Annotated in this window: 14 protein-coding genes and 1 pseudogene; 7 read left to right on the top strand and 8 right to left on the bottom strand. The window is 66.0% G+C overall.

Features of this window, described 5'->3' with window-relative positions; genetic code table 11:
• Positions 1-51: 51 nt before the first annotated feature.
• Positions 52-2,016, bottom strand: coding sequence for a propionate--CoA ligase (locus tag E5P2_RS09650; RefSeq protein ID WP_332107567.1), 1,965 nt, complete (start codon positions 2,014-2,016; stop codon positions 52-54).
• Between the two features lie 90 nt (positions 2,017-2,106).
• On the opposite strand from E5P2_RS09650, the gene E5P2_RS09645 reads away from it, so the two are divergent.
• Both E5P2_RS09645 and E5P2_RS09640 read left to right on the top strand, forming a co-directional pair.
• Positions 2,107-3,192, top strand: coding sequence for a TRAP transporter substrate-binding protein (locus tag E5P2_RS09645; RefSeq protein WP_162566876.1), 1,086 nt, complete (start codon positions 2,107-2,109; stop codon positions 3,190-3,192).
• Positions 3,189-6,221 (top strand): bifunctional diguanylate cyclase/phosphodiesterase, encoded by a 3,033-nt coding sequence (locus E5P2_RS09640; RefSeq protein WP_162566875.1) that lies wholly within the window; start codon positions 3,189-3,191, stop codon positions 6,219-6,221. The genes E5P2_RS09645 and E5P2_RS09640 overlap by 4 nt, the downstream gene beginning before the upstream one ends.
• Before the next feature lie 27 nt (positions 6,222-6,248).
• Here E5P2_RS09640 and E5P2_RS09635 read toward each other — a convergent pair whose 3' ends face one another.
• Entirely contained in the window at positions 6,249-6,848 is a 600-nt protein-coding gene (locus E5P2_RS09635; RefSeq protein ID WP_162566874.1) for an isochorismatase family protein, read from the bottom strand.
• A 140-nt stretch (positions 6,849-6,988) separates the two neighbouring features.
• Between E5P2_RS09635 and E5P2_RS09630 the strand changes: the two genes are divergently transcribed.
• A complete protein-coding gene (locus E5P2_RS09630; RefSeq protein ID WP_162566873.1) occupies positions 6,989-8,641 on the top strand; it encodes a 4-hydroxyphenylacetate 3-hydroxylase family protein in 1,653 nt (550 codons plus the stop codon).
• Positions 8,642-8,647: 6 nt separating this feature from the next.
• Positions 8,648-9,433 carry an alpha/beta fold hydrolase gene (locus E5P2_RS09625; RefSeq protein WP_332107542.1) on the top strand — a complete coding sequence of 262 codons (786 nt, stop codon included), beginning with the start codon at positions 8,648-8,650 and terminating at the stop codon, positions 9,431-9,433.
• 5 nt (positions 9,434-9,438) lie between these two features.
• Here E5P2_RS09625 and E5P2_RS37685 read toward each other — a convergent pair whose 3' ends face one another.
• Both E5P2_RS37685 and E5P2_RS37680 read right to left on the bottom strand, forming a co-directional pair.
• A complete protein-coding gene (locus tag E5P2_RS37685; RefSeq protein WP_232080897.1) occupies positions 9,439-9,588 on the bottom strand; it encodes a PQQ-dependent sugar dehydrogenase in 150 nt (49 codons plus the stop codon).
• Positions 9,574-9,818: pseudogene (locus E5P2_RS37680) on the bottom strand (PQQ-dependent sugar dehydrogenase); the annotation flags it as partial. The gene E5P2_RS37685 and the pseudogene E5P2_RS37680, both read right to left, overlap by 15 nt.
• Positions 9,819-10,161: 343 nt before the next feature.
• Here E5P2_RS37680 and E5P2_RS09615 point away from each other — a divergent pair.
• Positions 10,162-10,713 (top strand): C40 family peptidase, encoded by a 552-nt coding sequence (locus E5P2_RS09615; protein ID WP_162570419.1) that lies wholly within the window; start codon positions 10,162-10,164, stop codon positions 10,711-10,713.
• Between the two features lie 75 nt (positions 10,714-10,788).
• Here the strand turns inward: E5P2_RS09615 and lpdA are convergent, their stop codons facing one another.
• The 4 genes from lpdA to aceE are packed head-to-tail and all read right to left on the bottom strand — an operon-like array spanning position 10,789 to position 17,617.
• Positions 10,789-12,612, bottom strand: coding sequence for a dihydrolipoyl dehydrogenase (lpdA, locus tag E5P2_RS09610; RefSeq protein ID WP_162566872.1), 1,824 nt, complete (start codon positions 12,610-12,612; stop codon positions 10,789-10,791).
• A complete protein-coding gene (locus E5P2_RS09605) occupies positions 12,609-13,199 on the bottom strand; it encodes an MFS transporter (RefSeq protein WP_162566871.1) in 591 nt (196 codons plus the stop codon). Before E5P2_RS09605 ends, lpdA begins: the two co-directional genes overlap by 4 nt.
• A complete protein-coding gene (gene aceF, locus E5P2_RS09600) occupies positions 13,196-14,854 on the bottom strand; it encodes a dihydrolipoyllysine-residue acetyltransferase (RefSeq protein WP_162566870.1) in 1,659 nt (552 codons plus the stop codon). The genes E5P2_RS09605 and aceF overlap by 4 nt, the downstream gene beginning before the upstream one ends.
• A 36-nt stretch (positions 14,855-14,890) precedes the next feature.
• The gene (gene aceE, locus E5P2_RS09595) at positions 14,891-17,617 is read right to left on the bottom strand and encodes a pyruvate dehydrogenase (acetyl-transferring), homodimeric type (protein ID WP_162566869.1); all 2,727 of its coding nucleotides are present in this window, start codon (positions 17,615-17,617) and stop codon (positions 14,891-14,893) included.
• 206 nt (positions 17,618-17,823) lie between these two features.
• On the opposite strand from aceE, the gene E5P2_RS09590 reads away from it, so the two are divergent.
• Complete coding sequence (locus tag E5P2_RS09590) at positions 17,824-20,367, top strand: PAS domain-containing sensor histidine kinase (RefSeq protein ID WP_162566868.1); 2,544 nt, start codon at positions 17,824-17,826, stop codon at positions 20,365-20,367.
• A complete protein-coding gene (locus tag E5P2_RS09585; protein WP_162566867.1) occupies positions 20,364-20,993 on the top strand; it encodes a response regulator transcription factor in 630 nt (209 codons plus the stop codon). The genes E5P2_RS09590 and E5P2_RS09585 overlap by 4 nt, the downstream gene beginning before the upstream one ends.
• Positions 20,994-21,055 lie beyond the last annotated feature (62 nt).

The raw sequence follows: 21,055 nt of genomic DNA, 5'->3' as shown, positions 1-21,055 counted from the left end.
CATTGTGCCACGTCACCCATGTGACGGCAGCTGCGGGTTTCTCAAGAAGCGTCAGGACGCGAGCACTTGCCTGACTTGCTGCAGCGCAGCCGGATCGTCCATGGTCGTGAGGTCACCCGGGTCGCGTTGTTCGCAGACCGCCTGGATCGCACGGCGCAGCAGCTTGCCGCTGCGCGTCTTGGGCAGCGCGCCCACGAAGCGAACCCGCGAAGGCCGCGCCAGCGCGCCCAGCTGGTCGGCCACGCGCTTCATGATGTCGCCTTCGAGCTTCTGCGCCGCCGCGGCATCCGCCAGCGCCGCGCCGTCCTTCGGCACGACGAAGGCCATCGCCACCTGCCCTTTGAGCGCATCGGCGACACCGACCACAGCGACCTCGGCCACGCCCGCGTGGCCCGATACGCATTCCTCGATCTCGCGCGTGCCCAGCCGGTGGCCGGCGACGTTGATCACGTCGTCGGTGCGCCCGAGGATGTAGAAATAGCCGTCCTCGTCGCGGATGCCCCAGTCGAAGGTCGAGTACACCAGCTTGCCGGGCACGGTCTTCCAGTAGGTGTTGACGAAGCGCTCGTCGTCCCGCCAGATGGTCTGCATGAAGCCCGGCGGCGTCGGGCCTTCGATCACGACCACGCCCTTCTCGTGAGCGCCCGTCAGTTCTTCACCGGTCGACTCGTGAAGGATCTTCACATTGAAGCCGTACATCGGGATGCCGGGGCTGCCGAACTTGCTCGGCGTGGCTTCGACGCCGTTGGCCACGGTGAGGATCGGCCAGCCCGATTCGGTCTGCCAGTAGTTGTCGATGACCGGCACGCCCAGGCCCTCGGCGATCCAGCGCCCGGTCGGCTCGTCGAGCGGCTCGCCCGCCAGGAACAGCGCGCGCAGGCTGGAGAGATCGTATTTCTTGAGCAGCGCGGGATCCTGCTTGCGCAGCACGCGCACCGCGGTCGGCGCGCTGAACATCACGGTGACCTTGTACTTCTCGACCAGACGCCACCAGATGCCGCCATCGGGCTGGCCGTCGAGGCCTTGCGTGGGCAGGCCTTCGTACATGAGGGTGGCCATGCCGGCGATCAGCGGCCCGTAGACGATGTAGCTGTGGCCGACGACCCAGCCGATGTCGCTGGTCGAGAAGTAGGTTTCGCCGGCGCGGCCGTCGAAGATGTGTTTCATGCTGGCGGCCAGCGCAACCGCATAGCCGCCGGTGTCGCGCTGCACGCCCTTGGGCTTGCCGGTGGTGCCGCTGGTGTAGATGGTGTAGCTGATGTCGGCGGCATCGAGCCAGGTGCAGGGCACCTGGGCGTCGCGATGGGCCTCCAGCAAGGGGGCGGCCAGGTGGTCGCGCCCTTCGACCAGGTCCATCGGGGCCAATCCGCGATCGGTGAGCAGCACGGACGCGGGCTTGTGCCGGGAGATCCGGATCGCTTCGTCGAGCAGCGGCTTGTAGGGCAGCACCTTGCCACCGCGCGAGCCGGCATCGGCGCTGACGATCAGCTTGGGGGTCGCATCGTCGATGCGCGAGGCCAGCGAGACGCTGGCGAAGCCGCCGAAGACCACGCAATGGATGGCGCCGATGCGCGCGCAGGCCAGCATCGCGAAGGCGGCCTCGGGGACCATCGGCATGTAGATCAGCACGCGGTCGCCCCGGCCTACGCCGAGGGCGATGAAGCTGGCGGCCATGCGCTGCACTTCGACATGCAGCTCCTTGAAGCTGAAGGTCTTCTCGGTGCCGGTTTCGGTGGAGACGAAGATGAGTGCAGGCTGATCGCCGCGCGTGGCCAGGTGGCGGTCCACCGCGTTGTGACAGAGGTTGGTGCGGCCGCCGACGAACCAGTTGGCGAATGGCGGCTTGCCGGCATCGAGGATCTGCTGCGGCGGCGTGTGCCAGTCGATCAGCCTGGACTCTTCGGTCCAGAAGGCTTCAGGCGTCTCGATGGAACGGCGGTAGAACTCGGCGTAGCGGCTCATGGGCACTTGTCTCCTGCGATGGTTTCTTCCAGCGACTTTACCTCTGCGGTCGATCCCTCGTACGCATCATGGCGCGATGAAAAACACACGTTGCGCCGCACGAATTCTTGACGCGCCGGCTGCAAACGGCACCATGATCAAGTCATGAACACACGCGACGGCCTGCCCGCCTGGCACTGCTTGCTTTTAGCTTACACGACCGTTGTTCTTCTCGGCCTGGCGGCTGCCACTTGCGCTGCCCAGCCCGCACCGGCGCAGCGACTTCGCATCGTCGGCGGCCTGGCGGGCGTCAGCCAGTTCACACGCCACGAAGAGCGCTTCTGGACCCGTGACCTGACCCGCCTGAGCGGCGGAAAGTACGGCGCCAGCATCGTTGCGTTCGACCAGGCCGGCGTGCCCGCGCAGGAAATGCTGAACCTCATGAAGCTGGGTGTCGTGCCCTTCGGCAACGCGCTGCTGAGCCAGGTCTCCTCCGAGTATCCGGAACTGGGCACGCCGGACATGGCCGGCCTCAGCCCCGACATGCCAGCGCTGCGCCGCGTCGTGGCGGCGTTCCGGCCCTACCTCGGAGACACCTTGCGCGAGCGCTACGGGGTCGAACTGCTCGCCGTCTACGTCTATCCGGCGCAGGTCCTTTTCTGCAAGCAACCCTTGACGCAGCTGTCCGATCTCGCGGGCAGGCGCACCCGGGTGTCCGGCCCGACACAGGCCGACTACATCCGCGCACTCGGCGGCATCCCGGTCGTCACCGAGTTCGCCGACCTGATGTCCAACATGAATTCGGGCAACACGGAATGCGCAGTGACCGGCGCGATGTCCGGCAACATGCTGGGCCTGCATCGGGTCACCCGGTCCCTCTACACACTGCCGATCAGCTGGGGGCTTGCCGTGTTCGGCGCCAACCAGGAAACGTGGAATGCACTGCCTTCGGATCTGAAGGCGCTGCTGCGCAGCGAGCTTCCCAAACTGGAGACCGCGGTCTGGGCCGAATCCGAACGCGAAACCGGCGAAGGCGTGTCCTGCAACACGGGCGCGGCGACGTGCACGCTGGAAAGCAGGGGCACGATGACCGAGTCGCGTCCCTCGGCGGAAGATCGCCGCCGGAGCAAGGAGATCTTCGCCACCAGCGTGCTGGCGGGCTGGGTCGCGCGATGCGGACCGACGTGCGCCCAGGTCTGGGACCAGACCGTCGGGCCGGTGGTCGGAATCAAGGCGCCTGCGGTCCAGTGAACAAGCACCTGCCCCATCGGGCCACCGCCTTGATCTACGGCGTCGCGTCGCTGTTCGTGATCGCCGTCCTCGCCGCCGCCGCCGCGATGATCTGGCAGACGCGCCAGAAGGCGATCACCGACAGCGAAAGCCAGGCCGCGCGCTTCGTCGGTGGCTCCGAAGCGGCGCTCAACCGCGGCCTGCTGAGCGTCGACATGCTGCTCGCGGGTCTCGGACAGCTCGCGCAGATGTCCGATGCCGCCAGCGTCGCGGCCGACCTGGCCCGGCCCGAGGCGGTGCAGCTGATGGACGGCGTCGTGCGGCAGAACCTGCTGGTCCGGTACATGGCGTTCCTGTCGCCGGACGGGCGCGTGATCACGTCGTCCGACCGCCGCGGCGCGAAACTGGCCGTGCAGTTGCCCGACGGCTTCCTGCAGCAGGTGCTCGCGCAACCCGTGTCCACGCTGGCGGTCAGCACGCCCTCGATCAGCCTGTCGAGTTCGCAGAAGGTGCTCTATTTCGCGCGCGTCCTGCGGCTCGTCGACGGCAGCAAGGCGGTGGCGCTGGCGGAAGTGCAGCTCTCGCTGCTCATCACGATCCTCACGCAGGGCGCCGACATCCGCGGAATGGAAGTCACGCTCGAACGCGATGGCGGCGAGATGCTGGCCAGCAAGCCGCCGCGCGACGACCTCTCGGGCCGGACCATCGCGCCAGCCTTGCGCGAACAGGCCAGCGACGGACACCCGATGCGCATGGCCGCGCGCCTCAGCGGCGAACCCGCGATCGTCGTCGCGCGACCCACGCTGCACCGGAACCTGCTGATCGTGGCCAGCATTCCGCTGCGCTTCGCGTTGCAGGGCTGGCGCCGGGACAGCGCCTTCATCCTGAGCGCGGCCCTCGTCTTCACGCTGATGATCCTGGCCGTCAGCGGCTTCACCCATCTGCAGTTGCGGCGGCAATGGCGCTCGCGCGCCGAACTGCTTCGTTCCAAGGCGACGCTGGACCAGGCGCTGGAATCCATGATGGATGGCTTCGTCCTGCTCGACCCGCACGATCGCGTGCTGACGTGGAATCGGCGCTTCGCCGACCTCTTTCCATGGGCCCGGGTGCTGATCGAGCCCCTGTTGCCCTTCGATCGCATCGCCCTGCGGATGATCGCGCAGCATTCGGCCGAACGCCCCGCGCCCGGAGAGCCGGGCGGTGCAGGGTTGCAGTTGCAGGGGCCGATCGAAGGCGAGCAGGAGGTCGTCTTTCCGGACGGCCAAGTCATTCTTTCCATCCGCAGCCGCACGCCCGACGGCGGGTCGGTCTGCGTGTACCGCGACGTCACGGAAAAGAAGCGCCAGACCGCCGACATCGTCGAGGGCAAGGCACAGTTGCAGGCGACGCTCGATGCACTGCCGGACGTGCTGCTCGAGGTCGGCCTGGACGGGCTTTGCCGCCGCTTCCACTTGCCGCGCAACGAGGTGCCTGGCATCGATGTGCAGGATCCGGTCGGAAAGAAGGTGCCCGAGCTGCTGCCGGGCGACGCCGCCGTCGAGGTGATGGCCGCACTGCACGACGCTTACGTGTCGGGCTTCTCCAAGGGGCGGCAGTTCGAACGCCGGGCCGCGGGGGGAACGACCTGGTTCGAGATCTCCGTCTCACGCAAGTCGATCGGCCAAGGACCGGACACGCGTTTCATCGTCATCCTGCGCAACATCACCGACAACAAGCTGGCGGCGCGCGAGATCGAGCACCTCGCGTTCTACGACGGCCTGACGGGCCTGCCCAATCGCCGCCTTCTTCTGCATCGCCTGCAGGCGGCCATCGATTCCAACCACCGTCGCTCGCGCCGGGGCGCACTGCTGTTCCTGGACCTCGATCACTTCAAGACGCTCAACGATGCCTCGGGACATGCCATCGGCGATCTGCTCCTGAAGCAGGTGGCGGCCCGCCTTCAGGCCGGCTTGCGCGAAGGCGACACGGTGGCGCGGCTGGGCGGCGATGAATTCGTGGTGCTGCTCGAGAATCTCGGCGACGAGCCCGATTCCGCGACCATGCAGGCCGCAACGATGGCCGACGCCCTCCTCGCCGAACTCGACCGGCCCTATCAGCTCACCGCGGCGCGGCAGTTCCACGGCACCTGCAGCATCGGCGTGGTGGTCTTTCGGGGGCAGCAACACTCGCTCGAAGACCTGCTCAAGCAGGCCGACATTGCGACCTACTACGCCAAGACCGCGGGCGGCAACACCGTGCGCTTCTTCGAGGCCGCCATGCAGGCGACGATCACGGCCCGCGCGACGCTCGAGAGCGAGTTGCGCACCGCACTGGCCGCCGACCAGTTCGTGCTGCACTACCAGAGCCAGGTGACATCGGAAGGCCGCATCGTCGGCGCGGAAGTGCTGATCCGATGGCAGCATCCGGTGCGAGGCCTGGTGCCGCCCGCGGGATTCATCGATCTGGCGGAAGACACGGGGCTGGTCGTGCCCATCGGTCTCTGGGTTCTGGAGACGGCATGCGCGCAACTCGAGCGCTGGAGCCACCAGCCGGCGCGCCGCGATCTTCAGCTTGCGGTGAATGTCAGCGCACGGCAGTTCCGCGAGGATGACTTCGTCCTGCAGGTGAGCGAGGTGCTCGAAAGAACCGGCGCCGATCCGACGCGGCTCAAGCTCGAACTCACGGAAAGCCTGCTGCAGGACAAGGTGGCGGAAACGATCGGCAAGATGAAAGCGCTCGCGGAGATCGGCATCCACTTCTCGATGGACGATTTCGGCACCGGCTATTCATCGCTCTCCTACATGACGCAGCTGCCGCTCGACCAGATCAAGGTCGACAAGTTCTTCGTGCACAGCATCGGCATCCATCCCAAGGTCGAGCTGATCATCCAGACGATCATCGGCATGGCCCGCAACCTGGAGCTCGAGATCGTGGCGGAAGGCATCGAGACACCCGAGCAACTCGCCTTTCTCAAGAAGCATGGATGCCTGCTGTACCAGGGCTATCTGTTCGGCAAGCCCGTGCCGCTGCAGGCGTTCGAGTCCCACCTGGACCTCGAGACGGTGGATTGAGTCCGGCAGCGAAGGATTGCGGTCCGGTCAGCGGATCAATGCCTGCAGCTCCCTGAAGCGGGGGTGCTCGGCCGTGCGCAGCCACTCGAAGCCGACCATCTCGGTGGTGACGAGCTCCGCGCCGGCGCCGGCAAGCCGATCGAAGGCCGCATCGCGGTTGCGTTCGGTGCGCGAGCTGCAAGCGTCGGTCACGACCCAGACTTCGAATTCGTCCTCGATCAGGTCGAGCGCCGTTTGCAGCAGGCACACATGCGCTTCGCAGCCGGCGATGACGATGGTGTTGCGTTCCTCGGCCGTGGCCGGCTTCTGCAGATGCTTGGGCAGGCTGCGCGCGTTGCCTTGCGGCGCCTTCGCCGGCGCCCGCAGCCATTCGCCCAGGCCTTCTTCGGCACCGCTGAAATGCATCTTGGCGAGCGTGCGCTGGCACAGGGCGCGGATGTCGGCCAGGTTCTCGCCGAGCTTCGACGGATTCTGCTCGGTACCCCAGACCGGGACATCCACCAGCTGCGCGATCTTGCCGAGGCGCACCGCGTTCTTCGTCACGGCATCCGCCTCGAAGATCGCCGGCATCAGGCGCGCCTGGTAGTCGACCAGGACCAATTGGGATTGCGAGGGATCGAGCAGCATGGGGCGAGTGTCTTGGATTCGAAAAGCGAAGGGCTGAACCGTACCACCGAACAGGCCGGACTGCCTCGGTGAATCGAACGATCGATGTTCAAATCCAATGGGCAACTCAATGGACAACCGATTCAGCCAGGAAGACCATGATGAACGCACCCTCGGCCGCACCGGCCCTGATGTCCGGCCACGAATTTCGCGAATCGCTGCGGCGCTACAGTCCGACGGTCTTCGTCGACGGGCGACGTGTCGACAGCGTCGCCGACGAGCCGGCCTTTCAACCCGGCATCAATGCCATCGCGCTGACCTACGACTACGCATTGAAGGCGCAGTACGCGCCGCTGATGACGGCCGTGCAGCACACCAGCGGCAAGCGGGTGAACCGGCTGTCGCACATCAATACCAGCTCGGGCGACCTGCTGAACAAGCTGGAGGCCGTGCGCCTGGTCTGCCAGGAAACCGGCTGCGCCCAGCGCTATCTGACGCACGACGCGCTGAACGCCATCGCGCAGGTGTCGGCACGCATCGACGACGCACGCGGCGGCAGCGAGCACAGGGAACGCTTCACCGCCTACCTGCATCGCATCCAGGACCAGGACCTGACGCTCGGCGTCGCGATGACCGACGCCAAGGGCGACCGCAGCCGGCGTCCGCACGAGCAAGCCAACGTCGACAGCTACGTCCACATCGTCGAGCGCAACGCGGTGCGCAACGGCGTGCGCGGCATCGTGATCTCCGGCACGAAGGCGATCGTGACGGGGGCGCCCTACGTCCATGAGCTGCTGGTCATGCCCTGTCGCAACATGGGCCGGGAAGACGCCGACTTCGCGGTCTGCTGCGCTGTGCCGCTCGACGCAGCGGGCCTCACGATCATCGCGCGGCCCGCGGGCCGTCCGGGCGAAAAGCTCGAGCACGGCGATGCGCTGTTCAGCCGCAAGTACGGCCAGAGCACGGGCGTGTGCCTGTTCGACCGGGTCTTCGTTCCCTGGGAGAACGTGTTCTATGCCGGCGAGTGGGAGCACAGCGGCCACCTCACCTACAGCTACGCCACCCACCATCGGCACAGCTGCATCGGCGCGCGCGCCGGCTTCGGCGACCTGCTGATCGGCGCCGGCGCGCTGATGTGCGAGGCCAATGGTTTCGACCCCGGCCGCGAGACGCATCTGCGCGAGCAGATGGTCGAGCTCATCACCATCACCGAGAGCTTCTTCGCCTGCGGCGTCGCCGCGAGCGTGTATGCCAAGGCCGACGCGCACTGCGAGATCTTCATGCCCGATGCCGTGTTCAGCAACATCGGCAAGCTGCTGCTGGCCACCAGAATCTACGACATGCACCGCATCGCGCACTACGTGAGCGGCGGCCTGATCGTCACCTTGCCCGGGCCGGACGAGGACCACAATCCCGAAACCGCCGCGCGGCTGTCCGAGGTCTTGCGCGCCAACCCGGACGTGCCTTATGCGCAGCGCATCGAGACGGCGCGCTTCATCGAAGACCTCACTGCCGGCTACCAGGGCGGCTGGTACAGCGTGATCAGCCTGCACGGCGGCGGCTCGCCGGCCGCGATGAAGCAGGAGATCTACCGCAACTATCCGCTCGGCTCGAAGGTGGAGCTGGTGGAACGCATCCTCGAGCGCGGCATCGCCGCCGACGGATCGCCGGCCGCCACGCCGCACGATCCCGCCCGCGCGATCACCCGCAACCGCCAGCCGGGCAAGTGCTGCGACACCGGCTGCACGACGCCGGGCCAGCCGGTGATGGTCGACCTGCCGGTGCTGCCCTCCGTTGCGACAAGGCCGAGCTGAGCCGCCGTGAAGCACGTTGGGCAGTCGGCGATGCGTGCGCTGCTCGCAGCCACCGGTGCCCTGTCGCTGCTGCTCGGCGGCTGCGGCCTCTGGCGGCCGGCCAAGGTGCCGATGGACAGCACCCTGTCGAAGAGCAGTTGCACCGCGAGCGCTGAGACGCTGCTGGTGATGCTGCCCGGCGCGTATTCGCGTCCCGACGAGTTCGTGCGCGAGGGCTTCCTCGCCGCACTCGATGAACGCCGTCTTGCCGTCGATGTGCTGCGCGTCGACGCGCACCTCGGCTACTACAACAACGGCAGCATCTTCGAGCGCCTGCAGGCAGACGTGTTCGCGCCGGCCCGCGCGCAAGGCTACCGATCGATCTGGATCCTCGGCATCTCGGTCGGCGGCCTCGGCGCGCTGGGCTACGCCGAGATGCATCCCGGCGAGATCGCCGGGATCGTGGCGCTGGCGCCGTACCTCGGCGAACGGCTGACCAGCACCGAGATCGCGAATGCGGGCGGGCTGGCACGCTGGCGCGCACCTGCCGGTCCTCTGTCGAACGACAAGGGCGAACAAAGGCTTTGGCGATGGCTGCAGCGCTATGGCACGGGCGCCAGTTCGCCCGATCTGCCGCCGCTCTACCTCGGCCATGGGCAGAGCGATCGTTTCGCTTTCAGCCACCAACTGCTGGCCGCCGTGCTGCCGCCCGAGCGCGTGTTCACGACCGAGGGCGGCCACGACTGGCCGCAGTGGCGGCGTCTGTGGCACCGCATGCTGCCGACGCTGCCGTTGCCGGCCTGCCCTGCCTGAATGAATCAAACGGGCCGAAGACGGATCAACTTCTTGCCGTTGGATTCGTCGGTCAGGATGTAGAGCAGTCCGTCCGGGCCTTGCTTCACGTCACGGATGCGCTGCTGAGCCTCGGCCAGCAGCTTGTGCTCGACCGCGACCTTGCCGCCGCGCACGATCTTGCCGAGATGGTTGTCGAGCTTCTGCGCGTCCTCCTTGCGGAGAAGCCTTCGCCCAGCGTAAGGAACAGGGTGCCATCCTTCGCCTCGACGATGCGGCAGCCGAAATGGTTTTGGCTCGCCACCTTGGGCCGTTGACTGAAGATGACCCTGACATCTTCGAGCCGGCTGGCGTCCGCCGGCAGCTGGGCGCGTGCAAGCGCCGTGCTGTTGGCCGACCGATCCGCGGGTTTTCGAGGCCGGAGACCAGGACTTCCGGCGCCGGGTCCGCCACTGCAACGCCCGCCATCAGCGCAGCCAGAGCCACCAGACCCAACCGCGCAGCGGCTTGAAAAGAGGGTGTATGCAATTCCTCGAAAAATCAGGCAATCAAGTCATTTGATTTTGACTCCGCGATTTCTAATAACTTTAGGGTTACAAATTACCGAACAACTTATCAGTCATAACTTGAGCTTTACATTTCCCTTCGTGAGAAATTGAAAAAACCCTAGGCTAGACAATGAGTTGCATGCAAAATCCCGAATCCACCTGAAATTGACACCACGGTTTGTCATCCATATCCTACGCGCCATGCGTTTTTTTCTCCTACCCGCCTGCCTCCTGATCGCCTTCGCCGCACACGCAGCGCCTCCACAAGGTACCGATGAATTGGACCAATCCCTTGCCGGCAAGGGATTGATGGGCCAATTCCATCAGGTTCGCCAAACCGTCGTCGACCGCACCTCCGACCTCGTGGTTACCGCCATCGGTTTTCTCGGCGTGCCCTACCGGCGCGGCGGCAACAACGCCGAAACCGGCTTCGATTGCAGCGGCTTCGTGCGCGCGATGTACAACCAGACCGTCGGCCATCTGCTTCCCCGCCGTGCCGTCGAGCAGGCAGCCGCGACAGAGAAGATCGATCGCAGCGAACTCAAACCCGGCGATCTCGTGTTCTTCAATACCATGCGCCGTGCCTTCAGCCATGTCGGCATCTATGTCGGCGACGGCAAGTTCATCCATTCCCCCAAGCCCGGCGCGGAAGTTCGCGTCGAAGACATGACGGGCAGCTATTGGCAGCGTCGCTTCGACGGTGCGCGCCGGGTCCTCGCCGCCCAAGGCGAAGTCAAAGGCAGCGGCGACTGAGACGCTAAGTCCTGCCGCTCATCAAAAATCCCGCCTGCACGGCGGGATTTTTCATTGGCGCTGCGCGGCTGGCTGCTAGCGCTTGACCGGCGGCAGGTCCGTGCAGCTGCCATGTGCGGCTTCGGCCGCCAGGCCGATGCTCTCGCCGAGCGTGGGATGCGGATGGATCGTCTTGCCGATGTCGATCGCGTCGGCCCCCATCTCGATCGCCAGCGCGATCTCGCCGATCATGTCGCCGGCATGGGTGCCGACGATGCCACCGCCCAGGATCCGGTGCGACTCGGCGTCGAACAGCAGCTTGGTGAAGCCCTCGTCGCGACCGTTCGCGATCGCGCGGCCCGATGCCGTCCACGGGAACAGGCCTTTGTGGATCTTCACGCCCTCGACCTTGGCCTGGTCCTCGGTGAGGCCGACCCAGGCCACCTCCGGGTCGGTGTAGGCCACGCTCGGGATCACGCGCGCATTGAAGGCCGCGCTGGCGAGTTCCTTGTCGCCCTTCTGCTCGCCGGCGATCACCTCGGCCGCCACGTGCGCTTCGTGCACGGCCTTGTGCTCGAGCATCGGCTGGCCGACGATGTCGCCGACCGCGAAGATGTGGGGCACGTTGGTGCGCATCTGGACGTCGACGGGGATGAAGCCGCGCTCGCTGACGTTGACGCCCGCTTTTTCGGCGCCGATCTTCTTGCCGTTGGGACTGCGGCCCACCGCCTGCAGCACGAGGTCGTAGAGCTGCGGCTCCTTAGGGGCTTGCTCGCCTTCGAAGCTGACGCGGATGCCCGCCTTGGTCGCTTCGGCGCCGACGGTCTTCGTCTTGAGCATGATGTTGTCGAAGCGCGGTGCATTGAGCTTCTGCCAGACCTTGACCAGATCGCGGTCGGCGCCCTGCATCAGGCCGTCGAGCATCTCGACCACGTCGAGCCGTGCGCCCAGCGTCGAATAGACCGAGCCCATCTCGAGGCCGATGATGCCGCCACCCAGGATGAGCATGCGCTTGGGATCGACACCCAGTTCGAGCGCGCCGGTGGAATCGACGACACGCGGATCCTTGGGCATGAAGGGCAGATGCACGGCCTGGGAGCCGGCCGCGATCACGCAGTGGCGGAACTTGACGGTCTGCGCCTTGTCGGTGGTGGCGCGGCCGTCGCCGGTGGTTTCCTGGACCTTGACGTGGTACGGATCGATGAACTCGCCGACGCCGCGCACGGTGGTCACCTTGCGCATCTTCGCCATTGCGCCGAGGCCGCCGGTGAGTTTGCCGACCACCTTGTTCTTGCGCGCGAGCAGCTTGGCGCGATCGACCGTGGGCTCGCCGAAGCTCACGCCCAGGTCGGCGAAATGCTTGACCTCGTCCATCACGGCCGCCACATGCAGCAGCGCCTTGGAAGGGATGCAGCCGACATTCAGGCACACGCCGCCGAGCGTGGCGTAGCGCTCGACCAGCACGACCTTCAGGCCCAGGTCGGCGGCACGGAAGGCGGCCGAGTAGCCACCGGGGCCGGCGCCGAGCACGAGCAGGTCGCATTCGACGTCGATGGCACCCCTGTAGGTCGATGCAGGTGCCGGGGCTGACGCTTGTGGTGCCGTTGCAGCAGCGGGCTTCGGCGCTGGCGCCGCAGAGGCAGGAGTCGACGCGGCCGGTGCGGGCGCTGCGGCAGCGCCCTCTGCCGCATCGAGCGTCAGCACCACCGAGCCCTCCTTCACCTTGTCGCCGACCTTCACGGCCACCGACTTGACCACGCCGGCATGCGACGAAGGGATCTCCATCGAGGCCTTGTCCGACTCCACCGTGATCAGCGACTGCTCGGCCTTCACCGTGTCGCCGGGCTGCACCAGCACTTCGATCACCGCGACTTCGTCGAAATCACCGATATCCGGCACCTTGACTTGTTGTTCGCTCATTGGGACACCTTGAGTTTGAGTGTGAGAACGTCGACCGGTCCGGCCGAATTGCGATCGAATTCGCAGGCCGCGGCCACGCCGGCCTCGGCCACGTCGCGCGCCGTGCGCGCCTTGTCATACGCCGCGTGCATCGCGCCGAGCGCAAAGCTGCGACCCGAGCCGATGCTCCAGAAGCGCTTGAACTCGAACACCTCGCGGTAGCTGTAGATGCCGTAGATGCCGCTCGCGTTGGCCAGCAGCATCGTGAACTGGCTGGACTCGTAGGGCTCGTGCTCGTCTTCCTTGGTCTGCAGGAAGAACGATTCCTTGAGCACCGGATGCAACAGCGTGAAGGTGCGAAAGATCTCGTCCTTGCTGCCGAAGCGAAGCGCCTCGGCCGGCTGCGCGGCCAGCGCATGCTGCAGCACCAGGAAGTGCGCCGCCGCGCCGGCGACCGCGAAGATGCTCTGCCCCGCCGCATCGTTGACCGTGAACAGCTTCTGGTTGGCCTCGGCGTGATGCGACAGCCGCGTGTCCCCGAAGGTCACGAGCGAATCCGCCGCCATCACGACTTGACCGCCTTTGCGGACGGCCACGACCGTCGTCATAGCAGAACGCGTCGGAAGTCGGCGAGGACCTGGCCCAGGTAGGCGTTGAAGCGTGCAGCCAGGGCGCCGTCGATCACGCGATGGTCGTACGACAGCGACAACGGCAGGGTCAGGCGCGGCTGGAAGGCCTTGCCGTCCCACACCGGCTTCATCGCGCTCTTGGACAAACCGAGGATCGCGACTTCCGGCGCATTGATGATCGGCGTGAAATGCGTGCCGCCGATGCCGCCGAGCGAGCTGATCGAAAAGCAGCCGCCCTGCATGTCGGCCGAGCCGAGCTTGCCGTCGCGCGCCTTCTTGGCGAGTTCGCCCATTTCCTGGCTGATCTGCAGCACGCCCTTCTTGTCGGCATCCTTGAGCACGGGCACGACCAGGCCGTTGGGCGTGTCGGCCGCGAAGCCGACGTTGTAGTACTGCTTGTAGACCAGGGTGTCGCCATCCAGGCTGGTGTTGAACTCGGGAAACTTCTTCAGCGCCGAGACCACGGCCTTGATCACGAAGGCGAGCATCGTGACCTTGACACCGGACTTCTCGTTCTCCTTGTTGGTCGACACGCGGAAGGCTTCGAGTTCGGTGATGTCGGCTTCGTCGTTGTTGGTGACGTGCGGGATCATCACCCAGTTGCGATGCAGGTTGGCGCCGCTGATCTTCTTGATGCGCGACAGCTCCTTGCGCTCGACCGTGCCGAACCTGGTGAAGTCGACCTTGGGCCATGGCAGCAGGCCGAGGGCTTCGCCGCCACCGCCGCCGGCCGGCGCCTTGGATGCCGAGGCCTTGGTGCTCGCAGCGCCGCTCATCACCGCCTTGGTGAAGTTCTGGACGTCTGCCTGGGTAATGCGGCCCTTGGGCCCGCTGCCCTTGACCTCCTCGAGCGGCACGCCGAGTTCGCGCGCGAACTTGCGCACCGACGGCGATGCGTGCGGCAGATGGCCGGAGGGCGCAACGGTGGGATCGTGCGCAGGCGGCGGAGCAGCCGCGGCCTGGCCTTGACTCCCTCCCCCTCCGGGGGAGGGTTGGGGTGGGGGCACCGCGGCCGACGCAGCGGGCGCAGCGACAGTGGCTGCCGCAGGCGCCGCCGCCTGCGCCCCTTGGAGCACTGCAACCAGATCGCCGATGTTGACCGTATCACCGACCTTGACCTTGAGCTCCTTGAGCACCCCGGCCGCAGACGACGGAATCTCCATCGAGGCCTTGTCCGATTCGACCGTGATCAGCGACTGCTCGACCTGGATGGCGTCGCCCACCTTCACCAGCACCTCGATGACGGCGACGTCCTTGAAGTCGCCGATGTCGGGCACCTTGACCTCGACCGGACCGGCAACTGCTGCCGGTGCGGCACTCGCCGCCGAAGCCGGTGCCGGCGCAGGCGCCGCAGCAGGCGTGGCAGCCGCCGGTGGTGCCGCGGCAGGCGCCGCGGCCTCGCCTTCCAGCACCAGCACGACCGACCCTTCCTTGACCTTGCTGCCGACCTCGACCTTGAGCTCCTTCACGACGCCAGCCTGGCTCGACGGGATTTCCATCGAGGCCTTGTCCGATTCCACCGTGATGAGCGACTGCTCGGCCTTCACCGTGTCGCCCACCTTCACCAGCACCTCGATCACCGCGACTTCGTCGAAATCGCCGATGTCCGGCACCTTCACTTCCACTGTTGCCATATCGTGTCTCCCGCCCTAGAGGCGCAGTTGATTGTTTTATGCGTAGAGCGGGTTGATCTTCTCGGCGTTGATGCCGTACTTCTGGATGGCGTCGGCCACCTTTTGCGCGGGCAAGGCACCGTCCTCGGCGAGTGCCTTGAGCGCGGCCACCACGATGAAGTGGCGATTGATCTCGAAGTGCTCGCGCAGCTTGTTGCGGAAATCGCTGCGCCCGAAGCCGTCGGTGCCGAGCACCTTGTAGTTACGGCCCTTCGGGATGAAGGGACGGATCTGCTCGGCATAGGCCTTCATGTAGTCGGTCGACGCGACCACCGGCCCGCTGCTCGGTGCGAGCTGCTGCGCGACGAAGGACACGCGTGCCTCGTCCGTCGGATGCAGCAGGTTCCAGCGATCGGCCTCCTGGCCGTCGCGCGTGAGTTCGTTGAAGCTCGGGCAGCTCCACACGGCGGCGCTCACGCCCCAGTCCTTCTCGAGCAGTTCCTGCGCCGCGATGCTCTCGCGCAGGATCGTGCCGCTGCCGAGCAGTTGCACCGTCGGTGCTTCCTTGCCCTTCGCGGCCTTGATCGAGGGAGCCTGCCGGCACAGATACATGCCCTTGATGATCTGCTCCTCGGTGCCGGGCTGGAGGCCAGGCATCGGGTAGTTCTCGTTGAGCAGCGTGATGTAGTAGTAGACGTTGTCCTGCTTCTCCACCATCCGCTTGAGGCCGTGGTGCAGGATGACGCCGACTTCATGCGCGAAGGTCGGGTCGTAGCTCACGCAGTTCGGGATGGTGTTGGCCAGGATGTGGCTGTGGCCGTCCTCGTGCTGAAGCCCTTCGCCGTTGAGCGTCGTGCGGCCCGAGGTGCCGCCCAGCAAGAAGCCGCGCGCCTGCATGTCGCCGGCGGCCCAGGCCAGATCGCCGATGCGCTGGAAGCCGAACATCGAGTAGTACACGTAGAACGGCACCATGATCCGGTTGTTGGTGCTGTACGAAGTGGCGGCAGCGATCCAGCTCGACATGCCGCCGGCCTCGTTGATGCCTTCCTGCAGGATCTGGCCGGCCTTGTCTTCCTTGTAGTACATGACCTGGTCCTTGTCGACCGGTGTGTACTGCTGGCCCGCGGGGTTGTAGATGCCGATCTGGCGGAACAGCCCTTCCATGCCGAAGGTGCGTGCTTCGTCGACCAGGATCGGCACCACGCGCGGGCCCAGGGCCTTGTCGCGCAGAAGCTGCGTGAGGAAGCGCACGTAGGCCTGCGTGGTCGAGATCTCGCGGCCCTCGGCCGTCGGTTCCATCACGGCCTTGAAGGTCTCGAGCGCGGGCACGGTGAAGCTCTCGTCGGCCTTGGTGCGGCGATGCGGCAGATAGCCGCCGAGGGCCTTGCGGCGCTCGTGCAGGTACTTCATCTCCGGCGTGTCGTCGGCTGGCTTGTAGAACGGCAGGTCGGGCAGCTGGCTGTCAGGAATCGGAATGTTGAAGCGGTCGCGGAAGGCCTTGATGTCCTCGTCGCCGAGCTTCTTGGTCTGGTGAACGTTGTTCTTGCCCTCGCCGATCTTGCCCATGCCGAAGCCCTTGACGGTCTTGATCAGCAGCACCGTGGGCTGGCCCGTGTGCTTGACGGCCGCATGGAAGGCGGCATACACCTTCCGCGAATCGTGCCCGCCGCGGCGCAGGTTCCAGATGTCGTCGTCGCTCATCTTGGCGACCATCTCCAGCGTGCGCGGATCGCGGCCGAAGAAGTTCTTGCGCACGTAAGCCCCGTCGTTGGCCTTGAAGGACTGGTAGTCGCCGTCGTTGGTCTCCATCATGATCCTGCGCAGCGCGCCGTCCTTGTCGCGCGCCAGCAGCGGATCCCAGCCCGCGCCCCAGATGAGCTTGATGACGTTCCATCCCGAGCCGCGGAATTCGCCTTCGAGCTCCTGGATGATCTTGCCGTTGCCGCGCACCGGGCCGTCCAGGCGCTGCAGGTTGCAGTTGATGACGAAGACCAGGTTGTCGAGCTTCTCGCGTGCGGCCAGGCCGATGGCGCCGAGCGATTCGACCTCGTCCATCTCACCGTCGCCGCAGAACACCCAGACCTTGCGGTTCTCGGTGTTGGCGATGCCGCGGGCGTGCAGGTATTTGAGGAAGCGCGCCTGGTAGATCGCCATCAGCGGGCCAAGGCCCATGGACACCGTGGGGAATTGCCAGAACTCGGGCATGAGCTTCGGATGGGGATAGCTCGACAGGCCCTTGCCGTCGACCTCCTGGCGGAAATTCAGCAGTTGCTCTTCGCTCAGGCGGCCTTCGAGGTAGGCGCGTGCATAGATGCCGGGCGAGACGTGGCCCTGGATGTAGAGGCAATCGCCGCCGTGATTCTCGCTTTCGGCATGCCAGAAGTGGTTGAAGCCGGCGCCGAACATGCTCGCCAGCGATGCGAAGGAGCCGATGTGGCCGCCCAGGTCTCCGCCCTCCTCGGGATGGTGGCGGTTCGCCTTGACCACCATCGCCATCGCGTTCCAGCGCATGTAGGAACGCAGGCGCTCTTCGATCTCGAGGTTGCCGGGAGAGCGCTCTTCCTGGTCCGGCTCGATCGTGTTGACGTAGGCGGTGTTGGCCGAAAACGGCTTGTCGATGCTGTGCTGGCGCGCATGCTCGAGCAGTTGCTCCAGCAGGAAGTGCGCGCGGTCGGGACCTTCGCTCTCGATGACGGCGGACAGGGCGTCCATCCATTCGCGCGTCTCCTGCGCATCGGGATCGTTCGCGGCCGAGCCGAACAGGTTCTCGGGATTTGCCGACATGCGTGTCTCCTTTTTCTCGAAGGGGTTGTGGCTGTAATTTAGTGCCGTATCCGGCGGCGCAGGAAGTTTCTCATAGAAATATGAGAATTTCAAATCGTGCATGCAGATTTCTTATCATGAGATATCAAATGAGATGGCCTCTTTCGAAACCATGTCGGCCAGCCGCAGCGCATCCCTCTCGCGGGCCTTGCCCCTAAACTTGTCCGATGCCCTTTTCCTCTCCGATCGAGGCTGCGCGCAGCGCGGTTCATGCGTCGCCGCTGTCCTGGTGGCGCCGCTGGTGGCGTCGGCAGACACCCGTGCTGCAGGATGCGGTCGCGATGCTGGCGCCGATGGCCGCGGTGCTGCTCTTCCTGGCCGCCATCGTCGCTGCCTTCTGGTATCTGCGCGCCGAAGAAATGGAGCGCGGACAGGAGTCGGTCAAGCGTGACGTGGAGTACGCGCAGCAGCGCGTGCGGCTGCGGCTGCTGGAGCGGCAGGAGCAGCTCATGCGCCTTGCGCGCGATGCCTCCACCCACGAGATCGACGCCACCGAATTCACCAGCCGTGCGGAATCCCTGGTCAGCCAGTTCCCGGAACTGCAGGCCGTCAGCTGGATCGACGACCGGCGTCGCTTCAAGGCCGCCTACGCCGCGCCCAGCGTACATCCCGCGCAGCAGCACGCCATCGGCGAAGTGCTTCGGCCCGGCGAGATCGAGAGCAACTACGCGCTGGCGCGCGAGCTGCGCCAGCCGGTGTTCTCGCAACCGCTCGCGGGCGGCGACCCGCCGGCCATGCTGCAGTTGCACATCCCGCTGTACGACCAGGGCCTGTTCGCCGGCGTGGTGCTGGGCGAGTTCTCGATTGACGGGCTGCTGCGCTACGGCATGCCCTCGGAAGTCTCGGCCCGCTATGCGGTGTCGCTGCTCGATGCCAAGGGCGGCCTGATCGCCGGCAACACGGTCGCCAGTCCGCGCGAGTCCGCGCGGCGGCTTCTACCCTGGATGGTGCGCACCAGTGAATACGAGGTCCCCGTCTCGCCGGTCGGCAATGCGCTGTTGCTGCGCGCGCAGGCGTACCGCACCTCGCAGGGCGTGGTCGGCAACGGGCTGTTCTGGCTGGTGGGTGCACTCAGCGTGCTCACCAGCTGGATGCTGATCGGAACCTGGCGCCACACGCGGCGCCGGCTGCAGGCGCAGCAGGCGCTGGTGGCCGAAACCAACTTCCGCCGCGCGATGGAGAACTCGATGCTCACCGGCATGCGTGTGCTCGACCTCGAGGGCCGCATCACCTACGTCAACGCGGCCTTCTGCGCCATGACCGGCTGGAACGAGAACGAGCTGGTCGGCCAGACGCCGCCCTTTCCCTACTGGCTCGAATCCGATCGCGAGGTCATGAACGAACGGCTCGAGGAAGAGCTGCACGGCCGCGCGCTGCCCGGCGGTTTCCAGGTCCGGGTGAAGCGCCGCAACGGCAGCGTCTTCAACGCGCGGCTCTACGTGTCGCCGCTGATCGATGCGCGCGGGCACCAGACGGGATGGATGACCTCGATGACCGACATCACCGAGCCCACGCGCATCCGCGAGCAGCTCTCGGCCTCCTACGAACGCTTCACCACCGTGCTCGAAGCGCTGGACGCGTCGGTATCGGTCGCGCCACTCGGCAGCGAGGAGCTGCTGTTCGCCAACAAGCTCTACCGGCTCTGGTTCGGCTCCGACACCGTGGGGCATCTGGGCATGGTCGCGCAGGCCGGCGTGCCGGCCTCGCATGCCCACGAGGAAGACCTCGACGACGTGGATCCGTTCGCCGGCCTGCCGACCGATCAACTGACCACCGCCCAGCCGGCCAACAACGAGATCTTCGTGCCCGAGCTGGGCAAGTGGCTCGAGGTGCGCTCGCGCTACCTGACCTGGGTCGACGGCCGCCTGGCGCAGTTGGTGATCGCGACCGACATCACGCCGCGGCGCGATGCCGAGGACCTCTCCGCCGCGCAGGCCGACCGCGCGCAGGCCGCCAGCCGGCTGATCACGATGGGCGAGATGGCCTCCAGCGTCGCGCACGAACTCAATCAGCCGCTGACCGCCATCACCAACTACTGCAACGGGATGATGTCGCGCATCCGGGGTCAGCAGATCGACTCGGACGCGCTGCTCGCCGCACTCGACAAGACCGCCAAGCAGGCGCAGCGCGCGGGCCAGATCATCCAGCGCATCCGCTCCTTCGTGAAGCGCAGCGAGCCGAACCGCACGCCGGCCGAGGTCGCGACCATGGTGAGCGAGGCGGTCGAACTCGCGGGCATCGAACTGCGGCGCCGCAACGTGCGCCTCAACCACTACGTCGCCGCGCGGCTGCCGCTCGTTCGCGTCGACCCGATCCTGATCGAGCAGGTGATGGTCAACCTGCTGAAGAACGCGGCCGAGTCGATCGACCTCGCCAACCGTCCGCTCGCGCGCCGCAGCGTCGAACTGCGCGTGCTGCCGAAGATCATCGACGGCCAGAACGCGGTCGAGTTCTCGGTGCAGGACACGGGCATGGGCCTGGCGCCCGAAGTGATGGACCGGCTCTATGAAGCCTTCTTCTCGACCAAGCCCGAAGGCATGGGCATCGGGCTCAACCTGTGCCGCACCATCGTCGAATCGCACCGCGGCCGGATGCAGGCGGAGAACATCTACAATGGTCCGGATGTCGTCGGATGCCGTTTTTCCTTCTGGATTCCGGTGTTGGACGCTATCGATTCCGTAGCAAGCAACGAGGCGAAGGTACCCGCATGAGTTTGATTCCGAAGAAGGGCACGGTCTATGTCGTCGACGACGACGAAGCGGTCCGCGATTCGTTGCAATGGCTGCTCGAAGGCAAGGACTACCGGGTTCGATGCTTCGATTCGGCCGAGTCCTTTCTCTCGCGCTACGACCCGCGCGAAGTGGCCTGCCTGATCGTCGACATCCGCATGGGCGGCATGTCGGGCATCGAGCTGCAGGACCGGCTGATCGAGCGCCGCTCGCCGCTGCCGATCGTCGTCATCACCGGCCACGGCGATGTGCCGATGGCGGTCGACAGCATGAAGAAGGGCGCGATGGATTTCATCCAGAAGCCCTTCAACGACGAGGCACTGGTGGCGCTGGTCGAACGCATGCTCGAACACGCGCGCGGCGCCTTCGCGCAGCACCAGCAGTCCGCCAGCCGCGACGCACTGCTGTCCAAGCTCACCGGCCGCGAAGCGCAGGTGCTCGAACGCATCGTTGCCGGCCGGCTCAACAAGCAGATCGCCGACGACCTCGGCATCAGCATCAAGACGGTGGAGGCGCACCGCGCCAACATCATGGAAAAGCTCAACGCCAACACGGTGGCCGACCTGCTCAAGATCGCATTGGGACAGGCGGCCTCGGCCAAGGCCTAGCCGCTGCCATCCCGACCACCCGACATCGACTTCACGCCTGCGCCAAGCGGGCGTTTTTACTT

It is taken from the genome of Variovorax sp. SRS16 (assembly GCF_901827165.1).
Classification (GTDB): Bacteria; Pseudomonadota; Gammaproteobacteria; order Burkholderiales; family Burkholderiaceae_C; genus Variovorax.
The sequence above is the reverse complement of the archived record's forward strand: the minus strand, read 5'-3'. Positions and strand labels throughout refer to the sequence as shown.